The 24,045-nt window shown below is 72.8% G+C and carries 21 protein-coding genes; 9 read left to right on the forward strand and 12 right to left on the reverse strand.

Annotated elements, in window-relative coordinates; translation table 11 throughout:
• The first annotated feature begins 2 nt into the window (after positions 1–2).
• The 5 genes from ACZ3HQ_RS14015 (at position 3) to ACZ3HQ_RS14035 (ending at position 5,139) form a co-directional block, all read left to right on the forward strand.
• Positions 3–1,334 (forward strand): sulfate adenylyltransferase subunit 1, encoded by a 1,332-nt coding sequence (locus ACZ3HQ_RS14015; RefSeq protein ID WP_467510576.1) that lies wholly within the window; start codon positions 3–5, stop codon positions 1,332–1,334.
• A gap of 257 nt (positions 1,335–1,591) precedes the next feature.
• The gene (locus tag ACZ3HQ_RS14020; protein ID WP_467510578.1) at positions 1,592–2,704 is read left to right on the forward strand and encodes an aliphatic sulfonate ABC transporter substrate-binding protein; all 1,113 of its coding nucleotides are present in this window, start codon (positions 1,592–1,594) and stop codon (positions 2,702–2,704) included.
• Between the two features lie 37 nt (positions 2,705–2,741).
• Positions 2,742–3,521, forward strand: coding sequence for an ABC transporter ATP-binding protein (locus ACZ3HQ_RS14025; RefSeq protein WP_467510580.1), 780 nt, complete (start codon positions 2,742–2,744; stop codon positions 3,519–3,521).
• Positions 3,508–4,392: an ABC transporter permease gene (locus ACZ3HQ_RS14030; protein ID WP_467510582.1), complete on the forward strand. Its 885-nt coding sequence runs from the start codon at positions 3,508–3,510 to the stop codon at positions 4,390–4,392. Before ACZ3HQ_RS14025 ends, ACZ3HQ_RS14030 begins: the two co-directional genes overlap by 14 nt.
• A gap of 6 nt (positions 4,393–4,398) precedes the next feature.
• Positions 4,399–5,139 carry a sirohydrochlorin chelatase gene (locus ACZ3HQ_RS14035; protein WP_467510584.1) on the forward strand — a complete coding sequence of 247 codons (741 nt, stop codon included), beginning with the start codon at positions 4,399–4,401 and terminating at the stop codon, positions 5,137–5,139.
• Here ACZ3HQ_RS14035 and ACZ3HQ_RS14040 read toward each other — a convergent pair.
• The 6 genes from ACZ3HQ_RS14040 to ACZ3HQ_RS14065 form a co-directional block, all read right to left on the reverse strand.
• The gene (locus ACZ3HQ_RS14040; RefSeq protein WP_130336926.1) at positions 5,136–5,438 is read right to left on the reverse strand and encodes a hypothetical protein; all 303 of its coding nucleotides are present in this window, start codon (positions 5,436–5,438) and stop codon (positions 5,136–5,138) included. The genes ACZ3HQ_RS14035 and ACZ3HQ_RS14040 overlap by 4 nt on opposite strands.
• Positions 5,439–5,615: 177 nt before the next feature.
• Positions 5,616–6,161: a DUF1697 domain-containing protein gene (locus tag ACZ3HQ_RS14045; RefSeq protein WP_467510586.1), complete on the reverse strand. Its 546-nt coding sequence runs from the start codon at positions 6,159–6,161 to the stop codon at positions 5,616–5,618.
• Between the two features lie 165 nt (positions 6,162–6,326).
• Positions 6,327–7,529 carry a macrolide-inactivating glycosyltransferase gene (gene mgt, locus ACZ3HQ_RS14050; protein ID WP_467510588.1) on the reverse strand — a complete coding sequence of 401 codons (1,203 nt, stop codon included), beginning with the start codon at positions 7,527–7,529 and terminating at the stop codon, positions 6,327–6,329.
• Between the two features lie 56 nt (positions 7,530–7,585).
• Complete coding sequence (locus ACZ3HQ_RS14055) at positions 7,586–8,866, reverse strand: ABC transporter substrate-binding protein (RefSeq protein WP_467510590.1); 1,281 nt, start codon at positions 8,864–8,866, stop codon at positions 7,586–7,588.
• Positions 8,866–9,699, reverse strand: coding sequence for a carbohydrate ABC transporter permease (locus ACZ3HQ_RS14060; protein ID WP_467510592.1), 834 nt, complete (start codon positions 9,697–9,699; stop codon positions 8,866–8,868). The genes ACZ3HQ_RS14055 and ACZ3HQ_RS14060 overlap by 1 nt, the downstream gene beginning before the upstream one ends.
• Complete coding sequence (locus tag ACZ3HQ_RS14065) at positions 9,696–10,634, reverse strand: carbohydrate ABC transporter permease (protein ID WP_467510594.1); 939 nt, start codon at positions 10,632–10,634, stop codon at positions 9,696–9,698. The genes ACZ3HQ_RS14060 and ACZ3HQ_RS14065 overlap by 4 nt, the downstream gene beginning before the upstream one ends.
• 150 nt (positions 10,635–10,784) lie before the next feature.
• Between ACZ3HQ_RS14065 and ACZ3HQ_RS14070 the strand changes: the two genes are divergently transcribed.
• Positions 10,785–11,645: a phosphotransferase enzyme family protein gene (locus ACZ3HQ_RS14070; protein ID WP_467510596.1), complete on the forward strand. Its 861-nt coding sequence runs from the start codon at positions 10,785–10,787 to the stop codon at positions 11,643–11,645.
• 16 nt (positions 11,646–11,661) lie between these two features.
• On the opposite strand, the gene ACZ3HQ_RS14075 is transcribed toward ACZ3HQ_RS14070, so the two are convergent.
• Both ACZ3HQ_RS14075 and ACZ3HQ_RS14080 read right to left on the reverse strand, forming a co-directional pair.
• Complete coding sequence (locus ACZ3HQ_RS14075) at positions 11,662–12,387, reverse strand: exonuclease domain-containing protein (RefSeq protein ID WP_467510598.1); 726 nt, start codon at positions 12,385–12,387, stop codon at positions 11,662–11,664.
• Between the two features lie 95 nt (positions 12,388–12,482).
• Complete coding sequence (locus tag ACZ3HQ_RS14080; protein WP_467510600.1) at positions 12,483–13,724, reverse strand: SAV2148 family HEPN domain-containing protein; 1,242 nt, start codon at positions 13,722–13,724, stop codon at positions 12,483–12,485.
• A 435-nt stretch (positions 13,725–14,159) separates the two neighbouring features.
• Here ACZ3HQ_RS14080 and glgX point away from each other — a divergent pair, with 435 nt between their 5' ends.
• Both glgX and treY read left to right on the forward strand, forming a co-directional pair.
• The gene (gene glgX / locus ACZ3HQ_RS14085; RefSeq protein ID WP_467510602.1) at positions 14,160–16,307 is read left to right on the forward strand and encodes a glycogen debranching protein GlgX; all 2,148 of its coding nucleotides are present in this window, start codon (positions 14,160–14,162) and stop codon (positions 16,305–16,307) included.
• 121 nt (positions 16,308–16,428) lie between these two features.
• The gene (treY, locus tag ACZ3HQ_RS14090) at positions 16,429–18,789 is read left to right on the forward strand and encodes a malto-oligosyltrehalose synthase (RefSeq protein WP_467510604.1); all 2,361 of its coding nucleotides are present in this window, start codon (positions 16,429–16,431) and stop codon (positions 18,787–18,789) included.
• Between the two features lie 58 nt (positions 18,790–18,847).
• On the opposite strand, the gene ACZ3HQ_RS14095 is transcribed toward treY, so the two are convergent.
• Positions 18,848–19,246 carry an SSI family serine proteinase inhibitor gene (locus tag ACZ3HQ_RS14095; RefSeq protein WP_467510606.1) on the reverse strand — a complete coding sequence of 133 codons (399 nt, stop codon included), beginning with the start codon at positions 19,244–19,246 and terminating at the stop codon, positions 18,848–18,850.
• 98 nt (positions 19,247–19,344) lie between these two features.
• Positions 19,345–19,896 carry a DUF1707 and FHA domain-containing protein gene (locus ACZ3HQ_RS14100; RefSeq protein WP_350901690.1) on the reverse strand — a complete coding sequence of 184 codons (552 nt, stop codon included), beginning with the start codon at positions 19,894–19,896 and terminating at the stop codon, positions 19,345–19,347.
• Positions 19,897–20,069: 173 nt separating this feature from the next.
• Between ACZ3HQ_RS14100 and treZ the strand changes: the two genes are divergently transcribed.
• The gene (gene treZ, locus ACZ3HQ_RS14105; RefSeq protein ID WP_467510608.1) at positions 20,070–21,818 is read left to right on the forward strand and encodes a malto-oligosyltrehalose trehalohydrolase; all 1,749 of its coding nucleotides are present in this window, start codon (positions 20,070–20,072) and stop codon (positions 21,816–21,818) included.
• A 52-nt stretch (positions 21,819–21,870) separates the two neighbouring features.
• Here the strand turns inward: treZ and ACZ3HQ_RS14110 are convergent, their stop codons facing one another.
• On the reverse strand, positions 21,871–22,782 hold the full coding sequence (locus ACZ3HQ_RS14110; RefSeq protein ID WP_467510610.1) for an aminoglycoside phosphotransferase family protein: 912 nt from the start codon (positions 22,780–22,782) through the stop codon (positions 21,871–21,873).
• A 55-nt stretch (positions 22,783–22,837) separates the two neighbouring features.
• On the reverse strand, positions 22,838–23,962 hold the full coding sequence (locus tag ACZ3HQ_RS14115) for a M24 family metallopeptidase (RefSeq protein WP_467510612.1): 1,125 nt from the start codon (positions 23,960–23,962) through the stop codon (positions 22,838–22,840).
• Positions 23,963–24,045 lie beyond the last annotated feature (83 nt).

A 24,045-nucleotide genomic window follows, 5' to 3' on the forward strand; every position in this document is an offset into this window, starting at 1 on the left:
CCATGAGCACGATCACCGCCGAGGCGCTGTCGGCCACCACCCTGCTCCGGTTCGCCACCGCGGGCTCCGTCGACGACGGCAAGTCCACCCTGGTCGGGCGGCTGCTGCACGACTCCAAGTCGGTCCTGGTGGACCAACTGGAGGCCGTGGAGCGGGTGTCCGCGAGCCGGGGCCAGGAGGCGCCGGACCTGGCGCTGCTCACCGACGGCCTGCGGGCCGAGCGGGAGCAGGGCATCACCATCGACGTGGCCTACCGCTACTTCGCCACCCCGCGCCGCCGCTTCATCCTGGCCGACACGCCGGGGCATGTGCAGTACACCCGGAACATGGTCACCGGCGCCTCCACCGCCGAGCTGACCGTGGTCCTGGTCGACGCCCGCAACGGCGTGGTCGAGCAGACCCGGCGTCACGCGGCCATCGCCGCCCTGCTGCGCGTGCCGCACGTGGTGCTCGCGGTCAACAAGATGGACCTGGTCGGCTACGAAGAGAGCGTCTTCGCCGCCATCGCCGAGGAGTTCACGGCGTACGCGACCGAGCTGGGCGTACCCGAGGTCACCGCGATCCCGATCTCGGCGCTCGCCGGGGACAACGTGGTCGACGCCTCCGCCCGGATGGACTGGTACGGCGGCCCGACCGTGCTGGAGCACCTGGAGACGGTGCCGGTCAGCCACGACCTGGCGCACTGCCACGCCCGGCTGCCGGTGCAGTACGTGATCCGCCCGCAGACCGCCGAACTCCCCGACTACCGGGGGTACGCGGGACAGATCGCGGCGGGCACCTTCCGGGTGGGCGAGGAGGTCACGGTGCTGCCGTCCGGCCGCACCTCCACCATCGCCGGGATCGACCTGCTGGGCGAGCCGGTGGACGTGGCCTGGACCACCCAGTCGGTGACCGTGCTGCTCGCGGACGACGTGGACGTCTCGCGCGGCGACCTGATCGTGCCGAGCAAGGACGCCCCCGCGACCACCCAGGACGTGGAGGCGACCGTCTGCCACGTCGCCGACCAGCCGCTGACCGTCGGCCACCGGGTGCTGCTCAAGCACGGCACCCGCACGGTCAAGGCGATCGTCAAGGACATCCCGTCCCGGCTCACCCTGGCCGACCTGTCCCTGCACCCGCATCCGGGGACGCTCGCCGCCAACGACATCGGCCGGGTCAAGATCCGTACCGCCGAGCCGCTGCCGGTCGACTCCTACGCCGACTCACGCCGCACCGGCTCCTTCATCCTGATCGACCCCAGCGACGGCACCACCCTCACCGCGGGCATGGTCGGCGAGTCCTTCGCCGCGCCCGAGCCGGTGACCGACTCCGACGACGATGGGTGGGACTTCTGACCATGCGGGCCACCGAGGTCTTCTCGACGTTCGCCAAGGAGGGCGGCCGCATCGGCAGCGGCGCGCTCGGCTCCGGGCAGGGCGGGGTCGCGCGATGTGCGCGCTGACGTACGCGCACCGCTCGCGCGCCCTGCTCCCCCACGCAAGCCCCTCCTCCCACCCGACGACGTCCCGGTTGCGACGACGAAGACCCATCGACCTCCCGGCCACGGCCTGAACCGCCGTGACCGCCGGGCCGACGAGAGGAAACGCCTCCCGTGCCTGCCATCAGTTCGCCGCTGCCGCGCCGCGGTCTGACCGTCCTCGCCGTACTCCCCCTGCTGGCCCTCGCGGCCTGCGGTTACGGGTCCGAGGCCAAGGACGACACCGCCAACCAGAAGGTCGCCGCCGGAGCCAAGAAGGTCGACGGTCTGGACTCCGTCAAGATCGGTTACTTCGGCAACCTCACGCACGCCACCGCGCTGGTCGGCCGCCAACAGGGCCTGTTCCAGAAGGAACTGGGCGCCACCAGGGCCGACTACGCCACCTTCAACGCGGGCCCCTCCGAGATCGAGGCGCTCAACTCCGGCTCCATCGACATCGGCTGGATCGGCCCCTCCCCCGCGATCAACGGCTACACCAAGTCCGGTGGCCGCAGCCTGAAGATCATCGGCGGTTCGGCGTCCGGCGGGGTCAAGCTGGTCGTGAACCCCAAGAAGATCAAGTCGCTGAAGGACGTCAAGGGCAAGCGCATCGCCACGCCCCAGCTCGGCAACACCCAGGACGTCGCCTTCCTCAACTGGGCGGCGGAGCAGGGCTACACGGTCGACGCGCAGAGCGGCAAGGGTGACGTCACCGTGGTCCGCAGCGACAACAAGGTGACCCCGGACGCCTTCAAGGCCGGTTCCGTGGACGGTGCCTGGGTGCCGGAGCCGACCGCGTCCAAGCTGGTCGCCGAGGGCGGCAAGGTGCTGCTGGACGAGTCCGACCTGTGGCCGGACAAGAAGTTCGTGATCACCAACGTGATCGTGTCGCAGAAGTTCCTCAAGGAGCATCCGAAGGCCGTCGAGGCGGTGCTGCGGGCCTCGGTGCGCACCAACAAGTGGATCAAGGCCAACCCGGACGCGGCGAAGGCGGCGGCGAACAAGCAGTTGGAGGCCGACTCGGGCAAGGCGCTGCCCCCGGCCGTGCTGGACCCGGCGTGGAAGTCGATCCAGACCACGGACGATCCGCTGGCCGCCACGCTGAACACCGAGGCCGACCACGCGGTCAGGGCGGGCCTGCTGAAGAAGCCCGACCTCAAGGGCATCTACGACCTGACCCTGCTCAACAAGGTCCTCGGCGCCGAGGGCGCCCCCAAGGTCGACGCCGCCGGGCTCGGCACCGACTGACCGACGCCAACCGATGAGTCCCCAGGAGGTGACGACCATGGCCACCACCCTCGCCGAGGCCGGCCCGGCGGTCGATTACGCCGCCCGCCTCGACCACGTCTCGAAGTCCTTTGCGGGGCCGGGCGGGCAGCAGCTCGTGCTGGACGACATCAGCCTCGATGTCGCGCCCGGCGAGTTCGTCACCCTCCTGGGGGCCTCGGGCTGCGGCAAGTCGACCCTGCTCAACCTGGTGGCGGGACTGGACCGGCCCAGCGCCGGGTCCATCGACACCGACGGCCGCCCGGCCCTGATGTTCCAGGAGCACGCCCTCTTCCCGTGGCTGACCGCGGGCAAGAACATCGAACTCGCCCTGCGCCTGCGGGGCGTGCCCAAGGGCGAGCGCCGGGACAAGGCCGAGTCGCTGCTCGAACTGGTCCGGCTGAAGGGCGCGTACGGCAAGCGGGTGCACGAACTCTCCGGCGGTATGCGGCAGCGGGTGGCGCTGGCCCGCGCGCTGGCGCAGGAGAGCGGACTGCTGCTGATGGACGAGCCGTTCGCGGCCCTCGACGCCATCACCCGCGACGTGCTGCACGACGAGCTGACCCGCGTCTGGACGGAGACCGGCCTGTCCGTGCTCTTCGTGACGCACAACGTCCGCGAGGCGGTACGGCTGGCCCAGCGGGTCGTGCTGCTGTCCTCCCGGCCCGGCAAGGTGGCGCACGAGTGGACGGTGGACATCCCGCAGCCCCGCCGGATCGAGGACGCCCCCGTGGCGGAACTGTCCCTGGAGATCACCGAGGCGCTGCGAGGGGAGATCCGCCGCCATGGCCAGCACTGAGACGACACCGGCTCCCGGCACCGGGAGCGTGGAGGCGGGCCTCGACGCCCTGGAGACCCCGCGCGGCGCACGGGTGCCGCTGCGGCAGACCCTCGTCACGAAGGTCCTGCCGCCGGTCACCGCCGTGCTGGTGGTGCTGCTGGTCTGGCAGGCCCTGGTGTCCTTCGGGGTCGTCTCCGACCCGACCAAGCTGCCGGCGCCGAGGGCGGTGTGGGAGGCGGTCCGGCAGGACTGGCTGGAGGGCAAGCTCCTCGGCTACATCTGGACCAGCGTCTCGCGCGGCCTGCTCGGTTTCGGCCTGGCGCTGCTCATCGGCACCCCGCTGGGGCTGCTGGTGGCGCGGGTCAGGTTCGTGCGCGCGGCCATCGGCCCGATCCTGTCCGGCCTCCAGTCGCTGCCCTCGGTGGCCTGGGTGCCCCCGGCGGTGATCTGGCTGGGCCTGAACAACTCGATGATGTACGCGGTGATCCTGCTCGGCGCGGTGCCCTCCATCGCCAACGGCCTGGTGTCCGGCATCGACCAGGTGCCGCCGCTGTTCCTGCGGGCGGGCCGGACCATGGGCGCCGGCGGGCTGCGCGGGGTGTGGCACATCACGCTGCCGGCCGCGCTGCCCGGCTATGTGGCCGGGATGAAGCAGGGCTGGGCGTTCTCCTGGCGCTCGCTGATGGCCGCCGAGATCATCGCGTCCTTCCCCGATCTGGGCGTCGGGCTGGGCCAGTTGCTGGAGAACGGCCGCAACGCCCTGGACATGGCGATGGTGTTCGAGGCCATCCTGCTGATCCTGTTCGTCGGCATCGCGGTTGACCTGCTGCTCTTCAGTCCGCTGGAGCGGTGGGTGCTGCGCAGCCGGGGCCTGTTGGTGAAGAGCTGAACTCCCATGCGCCACACACCCGTTCTCCTGATCGTCGCCCACGGCAGCCGTGACCCCCGGCACGCCGCGACCGTGCACGCCCTGGTCGCGCGGGTGCGGTCGATGCGCCCGGACCTGCGCGTGGTGACCGGCTTCCTCGACTTCAACGTGCCCTCGGTCGGCGGCGTGCTCGAAGCGCTGGCGGCCGACGGGGTGCGCGAGGTGGTGGCGCAGCCGTTGCTGCTGACCCGCGCCTTCCACGCCAAGGCCGACATCCCGGCCGTGCTGCGGGCGGCACCGCGCGGGATGCGCGTCCGGCAGGCGGAGGTGCTCGGTCCGTCGCCGCTGCTGGTGTCGGCACTGGAGCGGCGCCTGTACGAGGCGGGGCTGAGCCCCGCCGACAAGTCCTCGACCGGGGTCGTGCTGGCCTCGGCGGGGTCCTCCGACGCGGAGGCGATCGCGGTGATCGCCGACATCGCGCGGGAGTGGTGGCGCACCGGTTGGTGCGCCGTGCGACCCGCGTTCGCCTCCGCCCGCCTTCCGCGCACCGAGGACGCCGTCCGCGAGCTGCGCGCCCGGGGGTGCGAGCGGGTCGCCGTCGCGCCCTATGTGCTGGCGCCGGGCTTCCTGCCCGACCGGATCGCGCGGGGCGCGGCGGACGCGGATGTCCTGGCCGATGTACTGGGCCCCGCGCCGGAGGTGGCGCGGCTGCTGCTCGACCGCTACACCGAGGCGCTGCGGTCGGTCCCGTTGGCCGTGGGGGCCTAGAGGTTGAGCGCGGTCGTCAGGCGCCGGGTGTACTCCAGCGTGCCGGTGCCGGCGGCGGCGCCGATGCAGAGGTCGTCGAGCTGGTGGCGGATGCGGCCGCGGTTGGGCGGGAAGCCGTCGTCGGCCGCGAGGGCCAGCTCGGCCTGGATGATCTCGCCGTGTTCGAGGAGCACCGGGTACTCGGCGTGCAGCGCGGCGACGAGTCCGTCGGCGAGCTGGATCAGGGTCTCCAGGTCGGTCCCGTCGCCACCGGGTACCGGGCGGCCGGAGGTGCTGCCGGGGTGGTTGTACGCGTTCACGTCTTTCGTCCTCACTCCTGATCCGGGGACCTTACGGGGGCCGGGCTGCGGCGAGGGAAGCGTGCCGGGTCGGCTCGGTCGGCGACGTTACCCACGAAGCGGCCGTCGGCACCAGCAATCAACCCCTTTGGAGTGAAAGGGGGTTGACATTCCCCGGCGGTCCGGTAGAGGGCGCCGTCAGCCGGTCAGCTCGACCAGTTTGCGGACGGTGTTCCAGTTCCGGGTGGTCGCGATCAGCCCCTTGGTGACACGCGGGCGGCCCAGCTCGTCGGCGAGCTTGGAGCGGCCGAGTCCGTCGGGTGCGTAGAGGTACAGACAGCGGTCGCCGAGGCGGAACTCCTCGGGGAGGCGGGCGGCGGTGTCGATCCCGGCGAAGCGCTCGGCGTCCACCGGGCCGGAGAAGTAGGTGACGTGCACCTGCTTGGGTTCCAGCGTGTCGGCGGGGAACGGGCAGGCTTCCGCGACCGCCGTCAGATAGGCGTGGTCGCGCACGATCACGTCGACCGGGAACCCGAACCGCTTCTCGATGGCCGTGCTCAACTCCCCCGCCAGAATGCCCTCGTCGCCCTGGGAGGCGGTGAACACGGCCTGGCCGCTCTGGAGATGGGTGCGTACGTCGTCATGGCCCAGCTCGGCCAGGAGAGTTCGCAACTCGGCCATGGGGAGTTTCCTGGTGCCGCCTACGTTGATGCCGCGCAGCAGCGCCGCGTACGTCGTCGTCATCTGCCCACGATAGACACGATAGAACGGCCGTCGTGCCCCGTGGGGGCGGGCACGACGGCCGTACCGGACGGTACGCCCGTTGCGGGAAACTCTGTCGGACCGAGCGGGCGCGGAGCAACTCCTCCACGATCTTGTGACTGGTTCAACAACGTTTCTCCACCGGGGTCAGCGCCCGGGCAGCTCCGCCTCGATCAGGTCGGCGGCGCGTGTCGTGCCCCCTTCGCGCACCATGTCGGCCTGGATCTCCGTCAGCCGGCGCGCCACCTCGGGGTCGTCGGCCAGGGCGAGGGCGGTCTCGCGCAGGCGGCCGGCGGTGGCCTCCTCGGTGAGCAGGACGCGGGCCACGCCGATCGCCTGGAGCATGTCGGCGTTGCCGAACTGGTCGACGGCCTGCGGCACGGCGATCATCGGGGTGGCGGTGGCCAGCCCCTCCTGGCTGCCGCCCGCGCCCGCGTGGGTGACGAACAGATCGGCCTGGCGCAGCACCGCCAACTGCGGCACCCAGGAGTGCACTTCGACGTTGGCGGGCAGCTCACCGAGTTCGGCCGGGTCCACGTGCCGCCCGATCTGGAGGACGAGGTGCCAGCCGGGCAGGTCACCGAAGGCGCGTACGCACTCCGCGTAGAAGGCGGGCCGCTTGGTGAAGGCCGAGCCGAGGGAGACGAGGACGACCTTCTCGGCGCCCTCGGGCCGCTCCCAGGTGCCCTGGTCGGCGCGGTCGCCCTGGCAGGCGCCGACGAAGGTGTGCACGCGCTCGTCGACCCGGTCGGCGTTCGGCTGGAGCGCCTTGGGGATGAGGACCAGGGAGCGGGCGGGGCGGCCGGTGAACGGGTCCGGGTGCTGGGTGATCCCGTTCTCCGCGAGCCATCCCGCGAACCGGGCGTAGTACGCCTGGCCGCGCTCGGTCTTGCGCGGCTCGGCCCACATGGGCTCCGCCACCTCCTCCTCGTAGCCGTCCCAGGCGACGAGGTTCGGGGAGAGGGAGACGGCGGGCACGCCCCAGCGGTGGGCCAGGACGCGGGCGGGGTAGGAGGCGATGTCGTGCAGGACCAGGTCGGGTTCGTCGCCCTCGTACGCCTTGATGAGCTGGGGCAGCGCCTGGATGGCGTCGGCGAGGAAGGGCTCGACGTTGTCCAGCAGCGTGGTCCCCCATGCCGAGGGGTCGTCGTCGGGTCCGGGCAGGGTGGAGGTGTAGGGCACGGGTACGGCGCCCGTGGCGGCGACCTTCTCGGCGAAGAGCGGCGGGATGGCGTAGGTGACGCGGTGGCCGCGGGCGACGAGTTCCCTGATCACCTCCAGGCTGGGGTTCACATGGCCGTGCTGGGCGATGGAGAACATGGCGATATGGGCGGGGCCGGCGGAGGTCATGACCCTGAGGCTAGGTGGCGCCCGGTGGCCCGCTCCAGCGAATTTCGCCCGCCCGCTCAGCGCTGGTAGCGGGCGAGGACCAGGTTGCCGTCCTTCTCCAGCCGTTTGCGCAGCTCACCGAGGCCGATGGCACCGCTGTAGTACTCCTGGAAGGCGGGGGTGGCTATCTTGTCCTTCCACTCCGGGTAGCCGCGCACCGACTGGGCGGGCGCCGGGCGGAGGTGGGCGGCCAGGGCGGTACCGGTGGCCCAGCCGTGGTCGGTGGTGTGCAGGGCGGGGTCGGCGAGTGCCTCGGTGCCGGTGGGGAGCATCCAGTCGCCGAGGGCCAGGCGGACCATGTTCTTCGGCCGCAGCAGGAAGTCGATGAACCGGGCGGCCTCCTTCTTGTGCGGGCAGTCCTGGGCGATGGAGAGGGTCTGCGGGCTGACGCCCTGGGTGAGCCCGTCGGCGCCGGCCGGGGCAGGCAGCACCTCCCACTCGAAGCCCTCGGGGGCCTGCTGCTCGATCTGCTGGCGGTAGGAGAAGCCCAGCGGGACCATGGCGTACCGCCCGCCGAAGAAGCCGGGCAGCGTGTCCGAGCCGCCGCTGCCGAGCGTCGAGGCGGGCGCGCTGCGGTCGCGGGCGACCTGGTCGTGCACGGTGCGCGGTACGACGGCGTCACCGGCGCCGAACCGCACGCTCACCTTGCCGTCGCTCCCCCGCTGGAAGAGCGTGCCGCCCGCCGAGAGCCCGAGGTTGAGGGTGACGGACACGGGCTCCTTGAGCGGCCAGGCGACGCCGTACTTGCCGTCGCCGCTGAGCCGCGCGGTAATCTCCCGGAACTCGGCCCAGCTCCACGGGTGTTCGGGCGTCGGGATGCGCACCTTGGCCTTCCGCAGCCAGGCGGAGTTGGCGATCAGCACGCGGGGTTCCTGGAGGAAGGGCACGCCGTAGACGCCCTTGCCGAAGGTGGTCGCCCGCCAACTGCGCTGCGGGATGTCGGACTTCAGCCGGGCCGGCAGCAGACCGCTCAGGTCGGCGAGGTCGCCGCCGTAGGCGAAGTCGGCCAGGTCGTCGGAGGCGTCGTGGATGACGTCGGGGGCCTCGCCGCCCTCGAAGGAGGTGAGCAACTGGTCGTGCACGCCGTCCCAGTTGCCCTGCACGTACTCGACCTGGACGTCCGGGTGGGCGGCGTTCCACTCCCGGACCAACTCTTTGTTGGCGGCGACCGACTCCTGCTGCCAGGCGAGGGACTGGAAGCGCAGGGTGACGGGTCCGCCGTCCTGGTGGCCGCCGGAGGAGCAGCCCGCGAGGAGCAGCAGGAGGGCGGCGACCGCCATGGTGATCCTGGTCCGCATCAGCTCTTCACCGCTCCGGCGATCAGGCCCCCGGTGATCCGCCGCTGGAGCAGCGCGAACACCACGAGGGAGGGCAGGGTGGCGAGGAACGCGGCCGCGGCCAGCGGGCCGAGGTCGGCGACGCCCTCCGCGCCGATGAAATGGGTCAGCACGACCGGCAGGGTCTGGTTGCCGGGGCTCTTGAGCAGCACGAGCGCGAAGAAGAACTCGTTCCACGCCGTGACGAACGCGAACAGCGCGGTCGCCGCGATGCCCGGCGCGAGCAGCGGCGCCGTCACCGATATCAGCGTCCGCAGCCGCCCGGCTCCGTCGACGGCGGCCGCCTCCTCCAGTTCGACGGGGACCGCCCGCACGTATCCGACCAGCATCCACAGCGCGAAGGGCAGCGACCACACCACGTAGACCAGGGTGAGCCCGGCCAGGGAGTCGATGAGCCGCAACTGCTTCAGCACCAGGAACAGCGGGATGATGATCAGCACGAACGGGAACGCCTGGCTGACCACCACCCACCCGCTCGCCGCCCGCGCCAGCCGGGTGCGGTGCCGGGCCATGACGTACGCCATCGGGGTGGCGATCAGTACGGCGACGACGGCCGCGCCGAGCGCCGCCAGCAGGGAGTTGAGGGCGGCGTGCAGAAGGGGCTGTTCGTCGAACGCCTGCCGGAAGTTGGCGAGGGTGGGGTGGCGCGGAATCCAGGTGGGGTGCAGGCTGCCGAGTTCGCGCGCGGGCTTGAACGCGGTGGACAGCAGCCAGAGGAACGGGAACGCCAGGAAGATCAGATAGGCCAGCAGGGCGGCGTACTGCCCCACGCGGGCCGCGGGCCGGGTCCTCACGCGTCCTCGCCTCCCTTCAGCCGGCCCGCCAGGAACACCGCGAGCACGACGGAGATGACGGCGACCATCACGCAGCCCATCGCGGCCGCGTAACCGAACTGGCCGTAGCGGAAAGCCTCTTCGTAGGCGAACAGCATGGGCAGCCGGGTCTTTCCGCCGGGTCCGCCGCTGGTGAGCACGTACACCAGGGCGAAGGAGTTGAAGTTCCAGATCAGGTTGAGCGCGGTGATGGAGAGGGCCACGGGTCTGAGCGCGGGCCAGGTGACCGCGCGGAACCGCCGCCAGGCGCCCGCGCCGTCCACGGCCGCCGCCTCGTGCAGTTCGCGCGGGGTGTTCTGGAGCCCGGCGAGCAGGGCCACCGTGGTCTGCGGCATCCCGGCCCAGATGCCGACGACGATGACGGCGGGGAGCGCGGTGGCCAGACCGCTCAGCCAGTCCCGTCCGTCGCCGAGGCCGAGGTTCCGCAGCGTCTCGTTGAGGATGCCCGCGTCCGGGTTGTAGACCAGGCGCCACATGATGCCGACGACCACCTCGGGCATCGCCCAGGGGACGATGGCGAGGGCGCGGGCGAGCCACCGCAGCCTCAGCTCCTGGCTGAGCAGCAGGGCGAGGCCGAGCGCCAGCAGGAACTGGGGCACGGTCACGCCGACCGCCCAGACCAGGCCGATCCGGAACGACTCCCAGAACAGCGTGTCGTGCAGGAGGTCCCGGAAGTTCAGGGCGCCGATCCAGCGGGTCGGCGCGGTGCGGCCGGACTGGGCGTCGGTGAGGGACAGCAGGACGCCGTAGAGCAGCGGGCCCACGCTGAGCACGAGGATCGGGATCAGGGCGGGCAGCACCAGGAACCAGACGGCACGGTCGCGGCCGCCGGTGCGCGCGGGCGGATGCCGCACGCCGGCCGGTGATGTCACCGGCGATCTCACCGGTGATGTCATGGAATCAGCCCCTTTGCCTGGCTCGGTTGGCGTGTTCATGGTCGTGAACGCAGCGCAGTCCGTCAAGGGACCGCACACCGTCCGACCTGTGCGAATGCGAGACTGGCCCGGAGCGGGACACACGACGGCGACAGGCCACGGAGGCGGACGATGGACGAGGCACGGGCGCGGGCGGTACTGGCCGGGGCGAAGGTGCTGCCCCCGGCGGCGGACGCGCGCCTCCTCGCCCTGGGCGAGAACGCCGTGTTCGCCGCCGGGGATCTGGTCGTCAAGGTCGGCCGGGACGCCGAACTGCTCGACCGGGCGCGCCGCGAGCTGGCCGTGGCCACCTGGCTGGCCGAGTCCGGGGTGCCCGCCGTACGCGCGGCCGAGCCCGAACCGCTGCTGATGGACGGCCACCCGGTCACCGTCTGGCACCGGCTGCCCGACGCCGTGCGCCCCGCAGAACCCCGCGACCTCGCCGAACTGCTCCGGCTGGTGCACGCCCTGCCCGCTCCCCCGGTGCCGCTGCCGCCCCGCGAACTGCTGGGCGGGGTGGAGCGCTGGCTGCGGCTCGCGGGCGACGCCGTCGACCCCGAGGACGCGGCCTATCTGCGGGCCCGCCGCGACGGCTTCGCCTCGACCGCCGCCGCACTGACCCCCCGCCTGACGCCCGGCCCGATCCACGGGGACGCGCTGCCCCGCAATGTACACATCGGCCCGGACGGCCCGGTCCTGGTGGACCTGGAGACCTTCTCCGCCGACCTGCGCGAGCACGACCTCGTGGTGATGGCCCTCTCCCGCGACCGCTACGGCCTGCCCGCCGAGGCGTACGACGCCTTCACCTCGGCCTACGGCTGGGACGTGCGCGAGTGGGACGGCTGCTCGGTGCTGCGTGGCGCCCGCGAGACGGCGAGCTGCGCCTGGGTCGCCCAGCACGCCCCGGCCAACCCCAAGGCGCTCGCGGAGTTCGAACGACGGGTGGCGTCGCTGCGGGACGGCGACGAGTCGGTGCGCTGGTACCCGTTCTGAGCGCGCCCGGTACCGGCTACGACACGACGGCGTCCGTCAGCTCGCGCACGGGCCAGACCCGGTCGATCACCGCGTCCGCCTCGCCCTTGCGGCGCAGGAACGCCTCGAAGTCGGCGGCCCATTCGGCGTACCACTCGACCTGGCAGCGGTGCAGCTCCGCCAGGCCGAGCCCGGCTATCTTCGGGTACCGCTCGGCTATCGCGGTGGCGAGCCGGGCGGCGGCCAGCGCGTCCGCCGAGGCGTCGTGGGCCGCGTCGAGCACCACCCCGTACTCCCCGCAGACCGCCTCCAGATTGCGCTTGCCCCTGCGGTAGCGGTCGACCCGGCGGTCGATGGTGTACGGGTCGACGACCGGGGCCGGGACGCGCCCGCCCAGCCGCTCGGCCAGCGAGGGCAGTCCGTAGCGGTGCAGCTCGGCGGAGAGCAGGGTGAGGTCGAAGGCGGCGTTGTACGCGACGACCGGCATGCCCGAATCCCAGGCGGAGACCAGTGCGTTCGCCAAGGCGTCGGCGACCTGGTCGGCCGGGCGGCCCTCGGCCGCGGCGCGTTCGTTGCTGATGCCGTGCACGGCGACCGCGTCGGCCGGTATCTCCACGCCCGGATCGGCCAGCCACTCCCGGCGTCCCATGGCCTCGCCGGCCCTGACCTCCAGCACGGCGCCCGTGACGATGCGCGACCGCAGCGGATCGGTCCCGGTCGTCTCCAGGTCGAAGCCGATCAGCGGCTCCCGGTGCCAGCCCATGGGCGGCCCCCCTTCTTGGTGGTGCGTTCCCCCAGTGGCCTCCACCATGACATGGGGCACTGACAACGCCCCCGGCCGCCTGGGGACGGCTGCCGTCAGGACACCGGCCGCGAGTCCGCCCAGGCCAGCTCGAACTCCTCCCGATAGGTGGGGAAGAGTCCTGAATCGCCCGACTGGTCCGATGTGACCACCCGGCTGCCACCCCGCAGCACCAGGACCGGCGACTCCATGCCGCGCGCCCCGCGCAGATAGGACTGCACCACCGCGACACCGTCCGCGCCGTCACCGTCCACCAGGTAGGCGGTGAAGCGCGGGGTCTCGTCGTACACCTGGATCTCGAAGGCGCCGGGGTCCCGCAGCCGGGAGCGGACCCGGCGCATGTGCAGGATGTTCATCTCGACCGAGCGAGCCAACTCACCGCGCTTCATGCCAAGTTCGCGCTCCCGGCGCTTGACCGCGCTGGAGGCCGGGTTGAGGAAGAGCAGCCGGATGCGGCAGCCGGACTCCGCCAGCCGGACCAGGCGGCGGCCGGAGAAGTTCTGCACCAGCAGGTTGAGCCCGATACCGATGGCGTCCAGCCGGCGCGCCCCGCCGAACAGGTCCTCGGCCGGGAACTGGCCCATCAGCCGCACCCGGTCGGAGTGCACCGCGACCACGTCCGCGTACCGGTCGCCGACCAGGTCCTCGACCGCGTCCACCGGGAGCCGGCCCGCCGAGGGCACGTCACCGGCGGCACCCAGCAGCTCCAGCAGCTTGGCGGAGGCGCGCTCGGCCTGGTTCAGCACCGCCTCGGACAGCGCCCGGTTGCGGGAGACCACATTGCGGGTCACCTCCAGCTCGTCCAGGGCGAGTTCGAGGTCCCGGCGCTCGTCGAAGTACGGCTCGAAGCACGGCCAGTGCTGCACCATCAGCTCGCGCAGTTGCGGCAACGTCAGGAAACTGAGCACATTGTCGTCGGCCGGGTCGAGCAAGTAGCCCTTGCGGCGGCTGACTTCACGCACCGCGACGGCCCGCTGCACCCACTCCTGGCCGGCCGGGCCGGCGGCCGCCACCACCCAGTCGTCGCCGTGCACGGGTTCGTAGACGGGGCGCAGCACGGCGGCCACGACGGCGCGCAGCCGCTGCTCGACGAGGTTGAGCCAGATGTAGGCGCGGCCCGCCCGCTGGGCCCGGGTGCGCACCTCCCGCCAGGCACCCGCGTCCCAGTCCAGTTCCGGTCCGATCGACCCCGCGCCCATCGGACGCGCCAGGGACACCGCGCCGGGCGGGACGTCCGTGGAACCGCTCCCCTCGTGACCCTCGCCACCAGGGGGCAGCTCCAGCCCTCCCGAGCCCACCCTGCACCGCCTTCCGTCCCCCGGACCTTCCCCGTCCCAACGATCAAGGAAGGGTACTCCGGGAGCGGTCGGCGGTGCAGCCGGATGGACAGGTCGGTTTCTCAACTTGCCTGTCACCAGTGGCCGTTCCAGGCATCCGGGAGCGGAGGAAGTGAGCGGAGTCATAGCGGCCCGAACCGGTCCCGAAGGCGGCGCACCGCTGGTGAGCGGCCCGTGTGCCGTCGGCCTCCGCCGGGAGCGCCCCGGCCGGCCCCGGATCGTGTCCCGCCCGCCGGGGCCGGCGCGGCTTCCCTCCTTCGGGTGCGGGTAGAGGTCATCCGTGACCACGGGTCGGCCGGCAAGCGGAGGGCGGCAGCCATCAGGTGCCCTCACTTTCGGGGAGACTCGCCGCCAACGCGCCCCCACCGGGGCCCCGCACCTGGAAGAGTCGAGCGCATGCAGGTCTGGCCTGGAGAGGCGTATCCCCTCGGCGCCACCTATGACGGTGCCGGTACCAATTTCGCGGTCTTCACCGAAGCCGCGGACCGAGTGGAGCTGTGTCTGCTGCACGACGACGGCTCCGAGACGGCGGTGGAACTGCGCGAGAGCGACGCGTTCGTCCGGCACGCGTACCTGCCCGGCGTGATGCCGGGCCAGCGGTACGGGTTCCGCGTGCACGGCCCCTTCGCGCCCGAGCGGGGGCTGCGCTGCAACTCGGCGAAGCTGCTGCTCGACCCGTACGCGAAGGCGGTCAGCGGGCAGGTCCAGTGGGGCGAGGAGGTGTACGGCTACCACTTCGGCGCCCCCGACCGGCGCAACGACCTGGACTCCGCGCCGCACACCATGAGTTCGGTGGTGATCAACCCCTACTTCGACTGGGGCGACGACCGCCCGCCGCGCACCGACTACCACCGCACGGTGATCTACGAGGCCCATGTGAAGGGCCTGACCATGCGCCATCCGGGGCTGCCGGACGAGCTGCGCGGCACCTACGCGGGGCTCGCCCACCCCGCCGTCATCGAGCATCTGACCCGGCTCGGGGTGACCGCGCTGGAGCTGATGCCGGTCCACCAGTTCGTCAACGACCACCGCCTGGTCGACATGGGCCTGAACAACTACTGGGGCTACAACACCATCGGCTTCTTCGCCCCGCACAACGCCTACGCCTCCTGGGGCGACCGGGGCCAGCAGGTGCTGGAGTTCAAGTCGGCGGTACGGGCGCTGCACGAGGCCGGGATCGAGGTCATCCTCGACGTGGTCTACAACCACACCGCCGAGGGCAATCACCTGGGCCCGACGCTGTCGTTCAAGGGCATCGACAACCCGTCGTACTACCGGCTGACCGACGACCCGCGCTACTACATGGACACCACCGGCACCGGCAACAGCCTGCTGATGCGCTCGCCGCACGTCCTCCAGCTCATCATGGACTCGCTGCGGTACTGGGTGACCGAGATGCATGTCGACGGGTTCCGCTTCGACCTCGCGGCCACCCTGGCCCGGCAGTTCCACGAGGTGGACCGGCTGTCGTCGTTCTTCGACCTGGTCCAGCAGGACCCGGTGGTCTCCCAGGTGAAGCTGATCGCCGAGCCGTGGGACGTGGGCGAGGGCGGCTACCAGGTGGGCAACTTCCCGCCGTTGTGGACCGAGTGGAACGGCAAGTACCGGGACACCGTGCGGGACCTGTGGCGCGGGGAGCCGCGCGCGCTGGCGGAGTTCGCCTCCCGGCTCACCGGCTCCTCCGACCTGTACCAGGACGACGGCCGCCGCCCGCTGGCCTCGATCAACTTCGTCACCTGCCACGACGGCTTCACCCTGCACGACCTCGTCTCGTACAACGACAAGCACAACGACGCCAACGGCGAGGACAACAGGGACGGCGAGAGCCACAACCGGTCGTGGAACTGCGGCGTGGAGGGCGACACCGACGACGCGGGCGTGCGCGAGCTGCGCGGCCGGCAGATGCGCAACTTCATCGCCACCCTGATGCTGTCCCAGGGCGTGCCGATGATCAGCCACGGCGACGAGTTCGCCCGCACCCAGCGCGGCAACAACAACGCCTACTGCCAGGACAACGAGATCTCCTGGGTGGACTGGCCGGACCCCGAGGACGCGGTGGAGGCCACCGGTGCCGAGGGCGACGAGCGGGCCGCGCTGCTGGAGTTCACCCGCGCGATGGTGGGGCTGCGCAGCGAGCACCCGGTGTTCCGGCGCCGCCGCTTCCTGCACGGGCGCCCGGTGGAGGGCACCCGGGACGAGCTGTCGGACGTCGCCTGGTTCACCCCCGAGGGCGAGCAGATGGCCCAGGCCGACTGGGACTCGGCGCCCGCCTCCGCGCTGGCCGTCTTCCTGAACGGCAACGCCATCTCCGAGCCCGGCCCGCGCGGGGAGCGCATCGCGGACGACTCGTTCCTGCTGATGTTCAACGCCTCGCACGAGACGCTGGACTTCCTGGTTCCGGTGGACCACGGCCGGCAGTGGCAGGTGGTCGTGGACACCGCGCGGCCCGAAGGGGTGCCGCCGGGCCAGGGTCCGAAGGTGGCGGCCGGTGATCACCTCACCCTGCCGGACCGCAGCCTGACCGTGCTCCAGCGCCCGGCGTGACGCGTACCGGCCGGGGGCACACCGCCGTGTCCCCGGCCGGTGTCCGGTTCGCGTGGGCCGTCCCGGGCCTGATGCCCCGGCGGATGACACGAAGAGCGGCAGGCGGGGTACGTAGCTCTGCATGACTTCAGTGCGACCCGGACCAGGGGTGCCCACGGCCACCTACCGCCTTCAGCTCCAGCCCTCGTTCCCCTTCGCCGCCGCCGAGGCGGCCGTGCCCTATCTGGCGTCGCTGGGCGTCTCGCACCTGCATCTGTCCCCCGTCCTGGAGGCCGTCCCCGGCTCCACCCACGGCTACGACGTCGTGGACCACGCCCGCGTGCGCGCGGAGCTGGGCGGCGAGGATGGGCTCAGGTCGCTGTCGCGCACCGCGCGGGAGCACGGGCTCGGCCTGGTGGTGGACATCGTGCCCAACCACATGGCGATGGCCCCGCGCTACAACCGCGCCCTGTGGGAGGTGCTCCGGGAGGGCCCCGAGTCGCCGTACGCGCGCTGGTTCGACATCGACTGGGCCTCGCGGGGCGGCCAGGTGCTGCTGCCGGTGCTCGGCGGGCCCATCGCCGCCGAGCGGGAGCATCTGATGGCCGACGGCGAGCTGCTGCGCTACCACGACCACCTCTTCCCGCTGCGCTCCGGCACCGAGGGCCTCCCGCTGCCCGAGCTGCTGGACGCCCAGTGGTACCGCCCGGTGTGGTGGCGGCTGGCCCGCACCGAGCTGAACTACCGGCGCTTCTTCAGCATCTCCGAGCTGATCGGGGTGCGGGTGGAGGACCCCGAGGTCTTCGACGCCACCCACGGCAAGATCCTCCAGTTGCTGGCCGAGGACGTGATCGACGGCCTGCGCGTCGACCACCCGGACGGCCTCGCCGACCCCGACGCCTATCTGGCCCGGCTGGACGAGGCGACCGGGGGCCGCTGGACGGTGGTGGAGAAGATCCTCGCCGACGAGGAGCAGCTCCCCGACTCCTGGCCCGTCGCCGGCACCACCGGCTACGACGCCCTGCGCCGCATCGACGGCGTGTTCACCGGTCCGGCCGGCGCCGCCGAACTCGAAGCCCACTACCGGGCGTTCGCGGCCCCCCAGCTCGACCGGGGCGGCGACTGGGACGCCACGGTGCGCCGGGCCGCGTACAAGGTGCTCACCCATGAGCTGGCCGCCGAGGCCGACCGGCTCACCCGCTCGGCGGTCCGGCTGTGTGCCGCCTCCCCGGACCTCGCGCTGCGCGACCGGGCGCCGTGGGCGCTGCGCACGGCCCTGGAGGAGCTGCTGGTCCGGATGCCGGTCTACCGGCCGTACACCTCCGGGGACGCCGCCGCCGTCGTCACCGAGGCGGCCGCGGCGGAGGCCCGGCGGGCGTTCGCGGTGGCGGAGGAGGCCGACGCGGTCGACCTGGTGCGCGGGCTGCTGATCGGCCCGGACGACGGCACGCTGCCCGAACTCACCGAGTTCCGCAGCCGGTTCGCGCAGACCGCCTCGGCGCTGCGGGCCAAGTCGGTGGAGGACACGGCGTTCTACCGCTACGTCCCGCTGCTGTCGGCGACCGAGGTCGGCGGCGACCCGGGCCGGGTGGGGGTCTCCCCGGCGGAGTTCCACGCCTACTGCGCCCGGCTGGCGAGCCACTGGCCGGACACCGGCACGGTGGTCACCACGCACGACACCAAGCGCAGCGCGGACGTCCGGGCGGCGCTGAACGTACTCACCGAGTGCCCCGGCCGCTGGGCCAAGCTGCTCGCCGAGGTGAGCCGGGAGCCGGAGGTCGTCCCCGACGGCCAACTGGCCTGGGCCGCCTGGCAGACGGTGTTCGGGCTCGGCCCGGCCGAGGAGGAGCGGGTGCGCGAGGCGCTGCTGAAGCACGTCCGCGAGGCGGGCATGTACACGAGCTGGACCGAGCAGGAACCGCCGTACGAGGACGCGGTGGCCGCGTTCGTCGCCGCCGGGCCCTGCGGACCGCCCGGTGAGCGGGTTGCCGCCTTCCGCAAGGGGCTGGAGCCGCACATCCGGGCCAACGTGCTCGGCACCGCGCTGGTCCACCTGACGATGCCGGGGGTGCCGGACCTCTACCAGGGCACGGAGAGCGAGTACCGGGCGCTGGTGGACCCCGACAACCGGCGTCCGGTGCCCTTCCCGCCGGCCGCGCCGGGCGAGAAGGAGGCGCTGACCAGGGCCGCGCTCCAGCTCCGGGCGCGCCGGCCGGAGATCTTCGGCACGGCGGGGACGTACGCCCCGCTGCTCGCCGAGGGGCCGTCGGCCGAGCATGTGCTGGCGTTCTCCCGCTCCGGCGAGGTGATCACGGCGGTGACCCGGCTCTCGGTGCACCTGGAGGAGGCGGGCGGCTGGCACGACACCCACCTCCCGCTGCCGCCCGGCCGCTGGCGGGACGTCCTCGCCCCGGACCGCGAGTTCACCGGCGAGGTGCGCGCGGCGGACCTCTTCTCGGCGCTGCCGGTGGGGCTGCTGGAGCGGGTGGACGAAGCGGGCTGAGCGAGCGGGGCGGACCGGGTGGCGGAAGGGACTTGCCGGGCGCCACCCGGCCTCGCCGTCAGCCCTCCAGGGCGAATACGGAGCCCGTCTCGGCGCCCATCTCGCACGCGTTGCCGTACGTCCGCTCGAAGTTGATCCGCTTGCCGTGCCAATTGCCGTGGGCGCTCGCGCGGACCGGTGCGTAGATGAGCGGGCAGAGCGCGTCGCGGTCGCCCAGGCGGCTGAAGTCGCCTTCGACGGCGGTGAGTTCCGCGCATGCCTCGGCGGCCTCGGGGTGGCCCTGCGGGGGGTCGCAGAGCAGCAGGGCGGCGCGGGTGCCGCCGCCGGTGGTGCCGGGCCGGGTGACGGTGAGGGAGAGCCAGTCACCGGACGCCGCGTGGGCGGTGGTGCCGGGGGCGAGCAGACAGGTGGCCATGAGGGTGGCGGCGAGCGCCGCCGTACGTGTCAGACGGTTCATGCCCGGTGCATCGGCACGTCGGCCGGGCCGCGCCAGCCCGCCTCACCCGAACGGCGGCCATGACCTCGGCCACAGCACACCAGTTCGGGCCCGGTGCGTCAGTCCGCGGCGAGCCGGTAGGCGACCGTGCCGAAGCCGACGAGGTCCCCCTCGCGCACCGCCACGGCGCCCAGCACGCGGCGCCCGTTCACGGTGGTGCCGTTGGTGGAGCCGAGGTCCCGGAGCACCCACATGCCGCCCTGGTAGCGGAGCTCGGCGTGCACGCGGGACACGGTGTCGTGGTTGAGGCGGAGCCCGCTGGCGGGGTCGCGGCCGATGCGCAGCGGGTGGCCGTGCGTCGGATGGGGCAGCAGCAGCTTGGGCAGCCGCTCGGCGCGCCAGGCCCGGCTCAGCCGGACACCGAAGCCCGACACGGCCTCCACGGTGCCGAACAGGGCGCGGCTCAGCCGGTTGCCGTCCTTGAGGTCGGCGGTGAGCACGGCGAGTTCACGGGGGCTGCGCGCGGCGAGGACCAGCTCCATGCGGTGCACGAACGTGTCGTGCGACAGCCTGCCCAGGGCGACGCCGTCCCGCAGTACCCGCAGCGCCTTGTCGCGTTCCGCGTCGGAGACCCGTACGGGATACACGGGGAATTCGAAGGACGACGTCACGTTCGTGATTGTCGGGCAGCGCACCCCGAGGTGTCCAGAAGAGGCAACCGGCGTCCCCCGGCGCCCACTTCCGCGACACCCGGGCGGAAAGCCCCGATTCGAAAGCGGATTGATCGAATTCGCGGCACGATGGACCGACTGCATCACGGTGAGCAGACGAAGGGGAACCGTCCGTGAAGTTCGAGGTGTGGGCACCACAGGCAGACCGGGTCGCGCTCAGTTGCGAGGGCACCACGCGGGCGATGGAACCCGATCCGGGACGGAAGGGCTGGTGGACGGCGGAGGCGGACGCGGCGGACGGCGCGCGGTACGGCTTCGCGCTGGACGACGGCCCCGTCCTGCCCGACCCCCGCTCGCGCCGCCTGCCGGACGGCCCCGACGGGCTGAGCGCGGTCGTAAACCAGGACCGGTACGCGTGGCGCGCCGACTGGCCGGGGCGCGGGCTGCCGGGCGCGGTGCTGTACGAGCTGCACGTGGGCACGTACACCCCCGAGGGCACGCTGGACGCGGCCGCCGACCGGCTCGGTCATCTGAGGGAACTGGGCATCACCCACGTCGAGTTGATGCCGCTGTCCTCCTTCCCCGGCCGGCACGGCTGGGGGTACGACGGGGTGGCGCCGTGGGCGGTGCACGAGCCGTACGGCGGGCCGGAGGCGCTGAAGCGGTTCGTGGACCGGGCGCATGAACTGGGCCTGGGTGTCGTGCTGGACGTGGTGCACAACCACCTCGGCCCCTCCGGGAACCAACTCCCCGCTTTCGGACCGTACTTCACCGAGACGCACCAGACCCCGTGGGGCGCCGCGGTGAACCTGGACGCGCCGGACTCGGACGAGGTGCGCGCCTACTTCCGGGACAGCGCCCTGGCCTGGCTGCGGGACTACCGTCTCGACGGGCTCCGCCTGGACGCCGTGCACGCCCTGCACGACGACCGCGCCCGGCACTTCCTTGAGGAGCTGTCGGAGGCGGTGGACGCCCTGGGCGAGGAGGTGGGCCGCCCGCTGTTCCTGATCGCGGAGTCCGACCTCAACGACCCCCGGATGATCACCCCGCGCACCGAGCACGGCCTCGGTCTGCACGCCCAGTGGAACGACGACTTCCACCACGCCCTGCACACCGCCCTGACCGGCGAGTCCCAGGGCTACTACGCCGACTTCGCCCGCGCCCCGCTCGCCGCGCTGGCCAAGACCCTGACCGGCGGCTACTTCCACGACGGCACCTACTCCAGCTTCCGGGGCCGGGCCCACGGCCGTCCGCTGGACCGTGCCCGGCTGAGCGGGCACCGGCTGCTGGGGTACAGCCAGACCCACGACCAGATCGGCAACCGCGCCCAGGGCGACCGCCTCGCCGCCACCCTCTCCCCCGGCCTGCTGGCCTGCGCGGCCACGCTCACCCTGACCTCGCCGCTCACCCCGATGCTGTTCATGGGCGAGGAGTGGGCGGCCGGCACCCCCTGGCAGTACTTCACCGACCACACCGACCCCGAGCTGGCGGAGGCCGTACGGCGGGGCAGGCGGCGGGAGTTCGCGTCGCACGGCTGGGCGGAGGAGGACGTGCCCGACCCGCAGGACCCCGCCACCCGCGACCGTTCCTGCCTGGACTGGTCCGAGCCGGAGCGCGATCCCCACGCCCGCGTCCTCGCCTGGTACCGCCGCCTCATCGCGCTGCGGCACGAACGCCCCGACCTCACCGTGCCCGACCTCGCGGACACCAAGGTCGCCTACGACGAGTCCGCCCACTGGCTCGCCTTCCGCCGGGGCGACATCCGCGTCGCGGTCAACCTCGGCAAGGAACCCGCCGCCATCCCCCTGGGCACGGGCCACCTGGAGATCCTGGCCGCGTGGGACGAGTCGGTGCAGCCGCCGGGACCGAACGGGCTGCTCCAGGTACCGGGCGAGTCCTGCGTGGTGCTGTCCCAGCCGTAGGCTGCCGCCGGCTTGGGGGGGGGTCGGCTGGGGGTGGGGTCTGCTGATCCCCCTACCCCTCGTCCTTCAGCTCCGTCACCCGTTCCAGCATGATCGGCTCCCACGCCCGGAGCAGGGCCGCGTGCAGCGGGCCGGCCGCGGGGGTGCCGAGGTGCTCCGTCAGGGCGGTCACCGTGTCGCAGCGGGCGAGCCAGAGGCCACGCAGGCAGGGGCGGGGGCCGTAGCCGGCGAGGGTGGCGGCGCGGACGGCAGCGGGGGCGCCGACCGAGGTGGCGAGGGCGGCGATGTCCTCGGCCGGGTCGCCCAGGGCCGCGCCGGTCCAGTCGAGGACCGCGCGGACCCGCCCGTCGGCGCTGATCAGCACGTGCTCGTCGGTGAGCCGGTGGTGGGTGAGGACCGCCGAGCCGGGCTGGGCGGCGAGCTGCGCGGCCCCGGACGGCGTGAGCTGGCGCAGCCGCCCCGCGTCGAACTCGTCGGCCGCGGCGAGCCGTTCGGCCGCGTGGGCGGCGATACGGCGCAGCGCCCCCAGCGAGCGCGGGGCGGCACGCGGCACCCCGAGCGTCTCGGCCTGCCGTACCGGAACCGCGCGCAGCCCGGTGAGCAGCCCCGCGAGGTCGGCCTCACCGAGCGCGGACACCTCGTGGCCGCCGCCGTAGTCGCCCGGCAGCCGGGCGTCGAGCGTGCAGGCGAGGCCGGGCGTCCAGTCGCCGTGCGCCACCGCGGACGGCACGACGACGGGCACGTGCGGCCGCACCAGATCCCGTAGCCGCGTCTCCCGCCGCAGCCGGACGGACGCCTCCCGGTCGGGCGCGAGCCGCAGCACGTACCGGGTCCCGACCCACCAGGTGTACGGCCGCTCCGGCGCGACCGGCCGTACCTCGGGCCCCGCGGCCGTACCGCTCCTGAGCAGCGAGCGGACCAGTGCGCGCACGGTGTCCGGGGTGGGGATCGGTGGCCGGGTCATGGGTCGTGTCTCGCCGTTCCGGAAGGTCGTCGCTGAGGTCGCTGACTGGGTCTCGTCAGTCCACCACGACCATCTCACGGGTGGTGTCGTTCAGGCGGCGTCCGCCGTCCTCCGTCACCGTCACGATGTCCTCGATCCGGACCCCGAACCGGCCGGGCAGGTAGATGCCGGGTTCGATCGAGAAGCACATGCCGGGCACGAGCGGCTGCTCCTCGCCCTCGATCATGTACGGAGGCTCGTGCGTGGTGACGCCGATGCCGTGCCCGGTGCGGTGGATGAAGTACGGCCCGTACCCCGCGTCCTCGATCACCGCGCGGGCGGCCCGGTCGACGTCCTGGCAGGTGGCGCCCGGCCGGACGGCGCGGAACCCGGCCTCCTGCGCGGCGCGCACCACGTCGTGCACCCGGCGCTCCTCCTCGGTCGGCTCGCCCACGTGGACCGTGCGCGTGGTGTCGGAGCCGTAGCCGTCCTTGAGGCCGCCGAAGTCGAGCACGACCATGTCGCCCCGCTGGATGACCCGCTCCCCGACCTCGTGGTGCGGGTTGGCGCCGTTGGGGCCGGAGCCGACGATGGTGAAGTCCACCTGGGAGTGTCCGAAGCGGCGCAGCAGACCGGCGAGGTCGCGCCCCACCTCGTCCTCGCGCCGCCCGGCGAAGGGCAGCTTGCGGATCTCCTCGAAGGCGGCGTCGGCCGCGGCCCCGGCGGCGGCCAGCAGCTCCAGCTCGGCCGCGTCCTTGACGGCACGCAGCATGGGCAGGGCGTCGGTGAGCGCGGCGCACCTGAGGTCCGGCAGGGCCCGCTGGAGGGCGAGCAGATGCAGCGCCCAGGTGTTGTCGCTGACGCCGACACCGGCCTTGGGGTCGAGCAGCTCGGCGGTGAGCGAGTGCGGGTCCTCGCCGTCGGTCCACTTCAGCAGGGTGAGCGCGGGCGCACCGGGGGCGCGCTCGGCGTCGGGTGCCTCCAGCGCGGGCACCACGAGCACGGGCTCGCGGCCGGGCACGAGGACCAGCAGGGTGAGCCGCTCGGTGACCGGGGGCGCGTACCCCGTGAGCCAGACCAGGTCGGGACCCGGCGCCACGAGCAGTCCCCCGAGCCCCGCCTCGGCGGCGGCGCCGGTCGCGCGCGCCATCCGGGCGCGGTAGTCGTCGGCGGTGAAGATCGCGGGCGTGCTGCCGGTCATCCGGGCCTCCGGGTGGGGTCGTGGCGGCGGGGTGTGCGGCCGGCCGGACGCGGGGTGGGGCGGGCGGTCGGCATGAGGCCATC

The sequence above is a fragment of the Streptomyces sp. NPDC018263 genome (assembly GCF_055562575.1).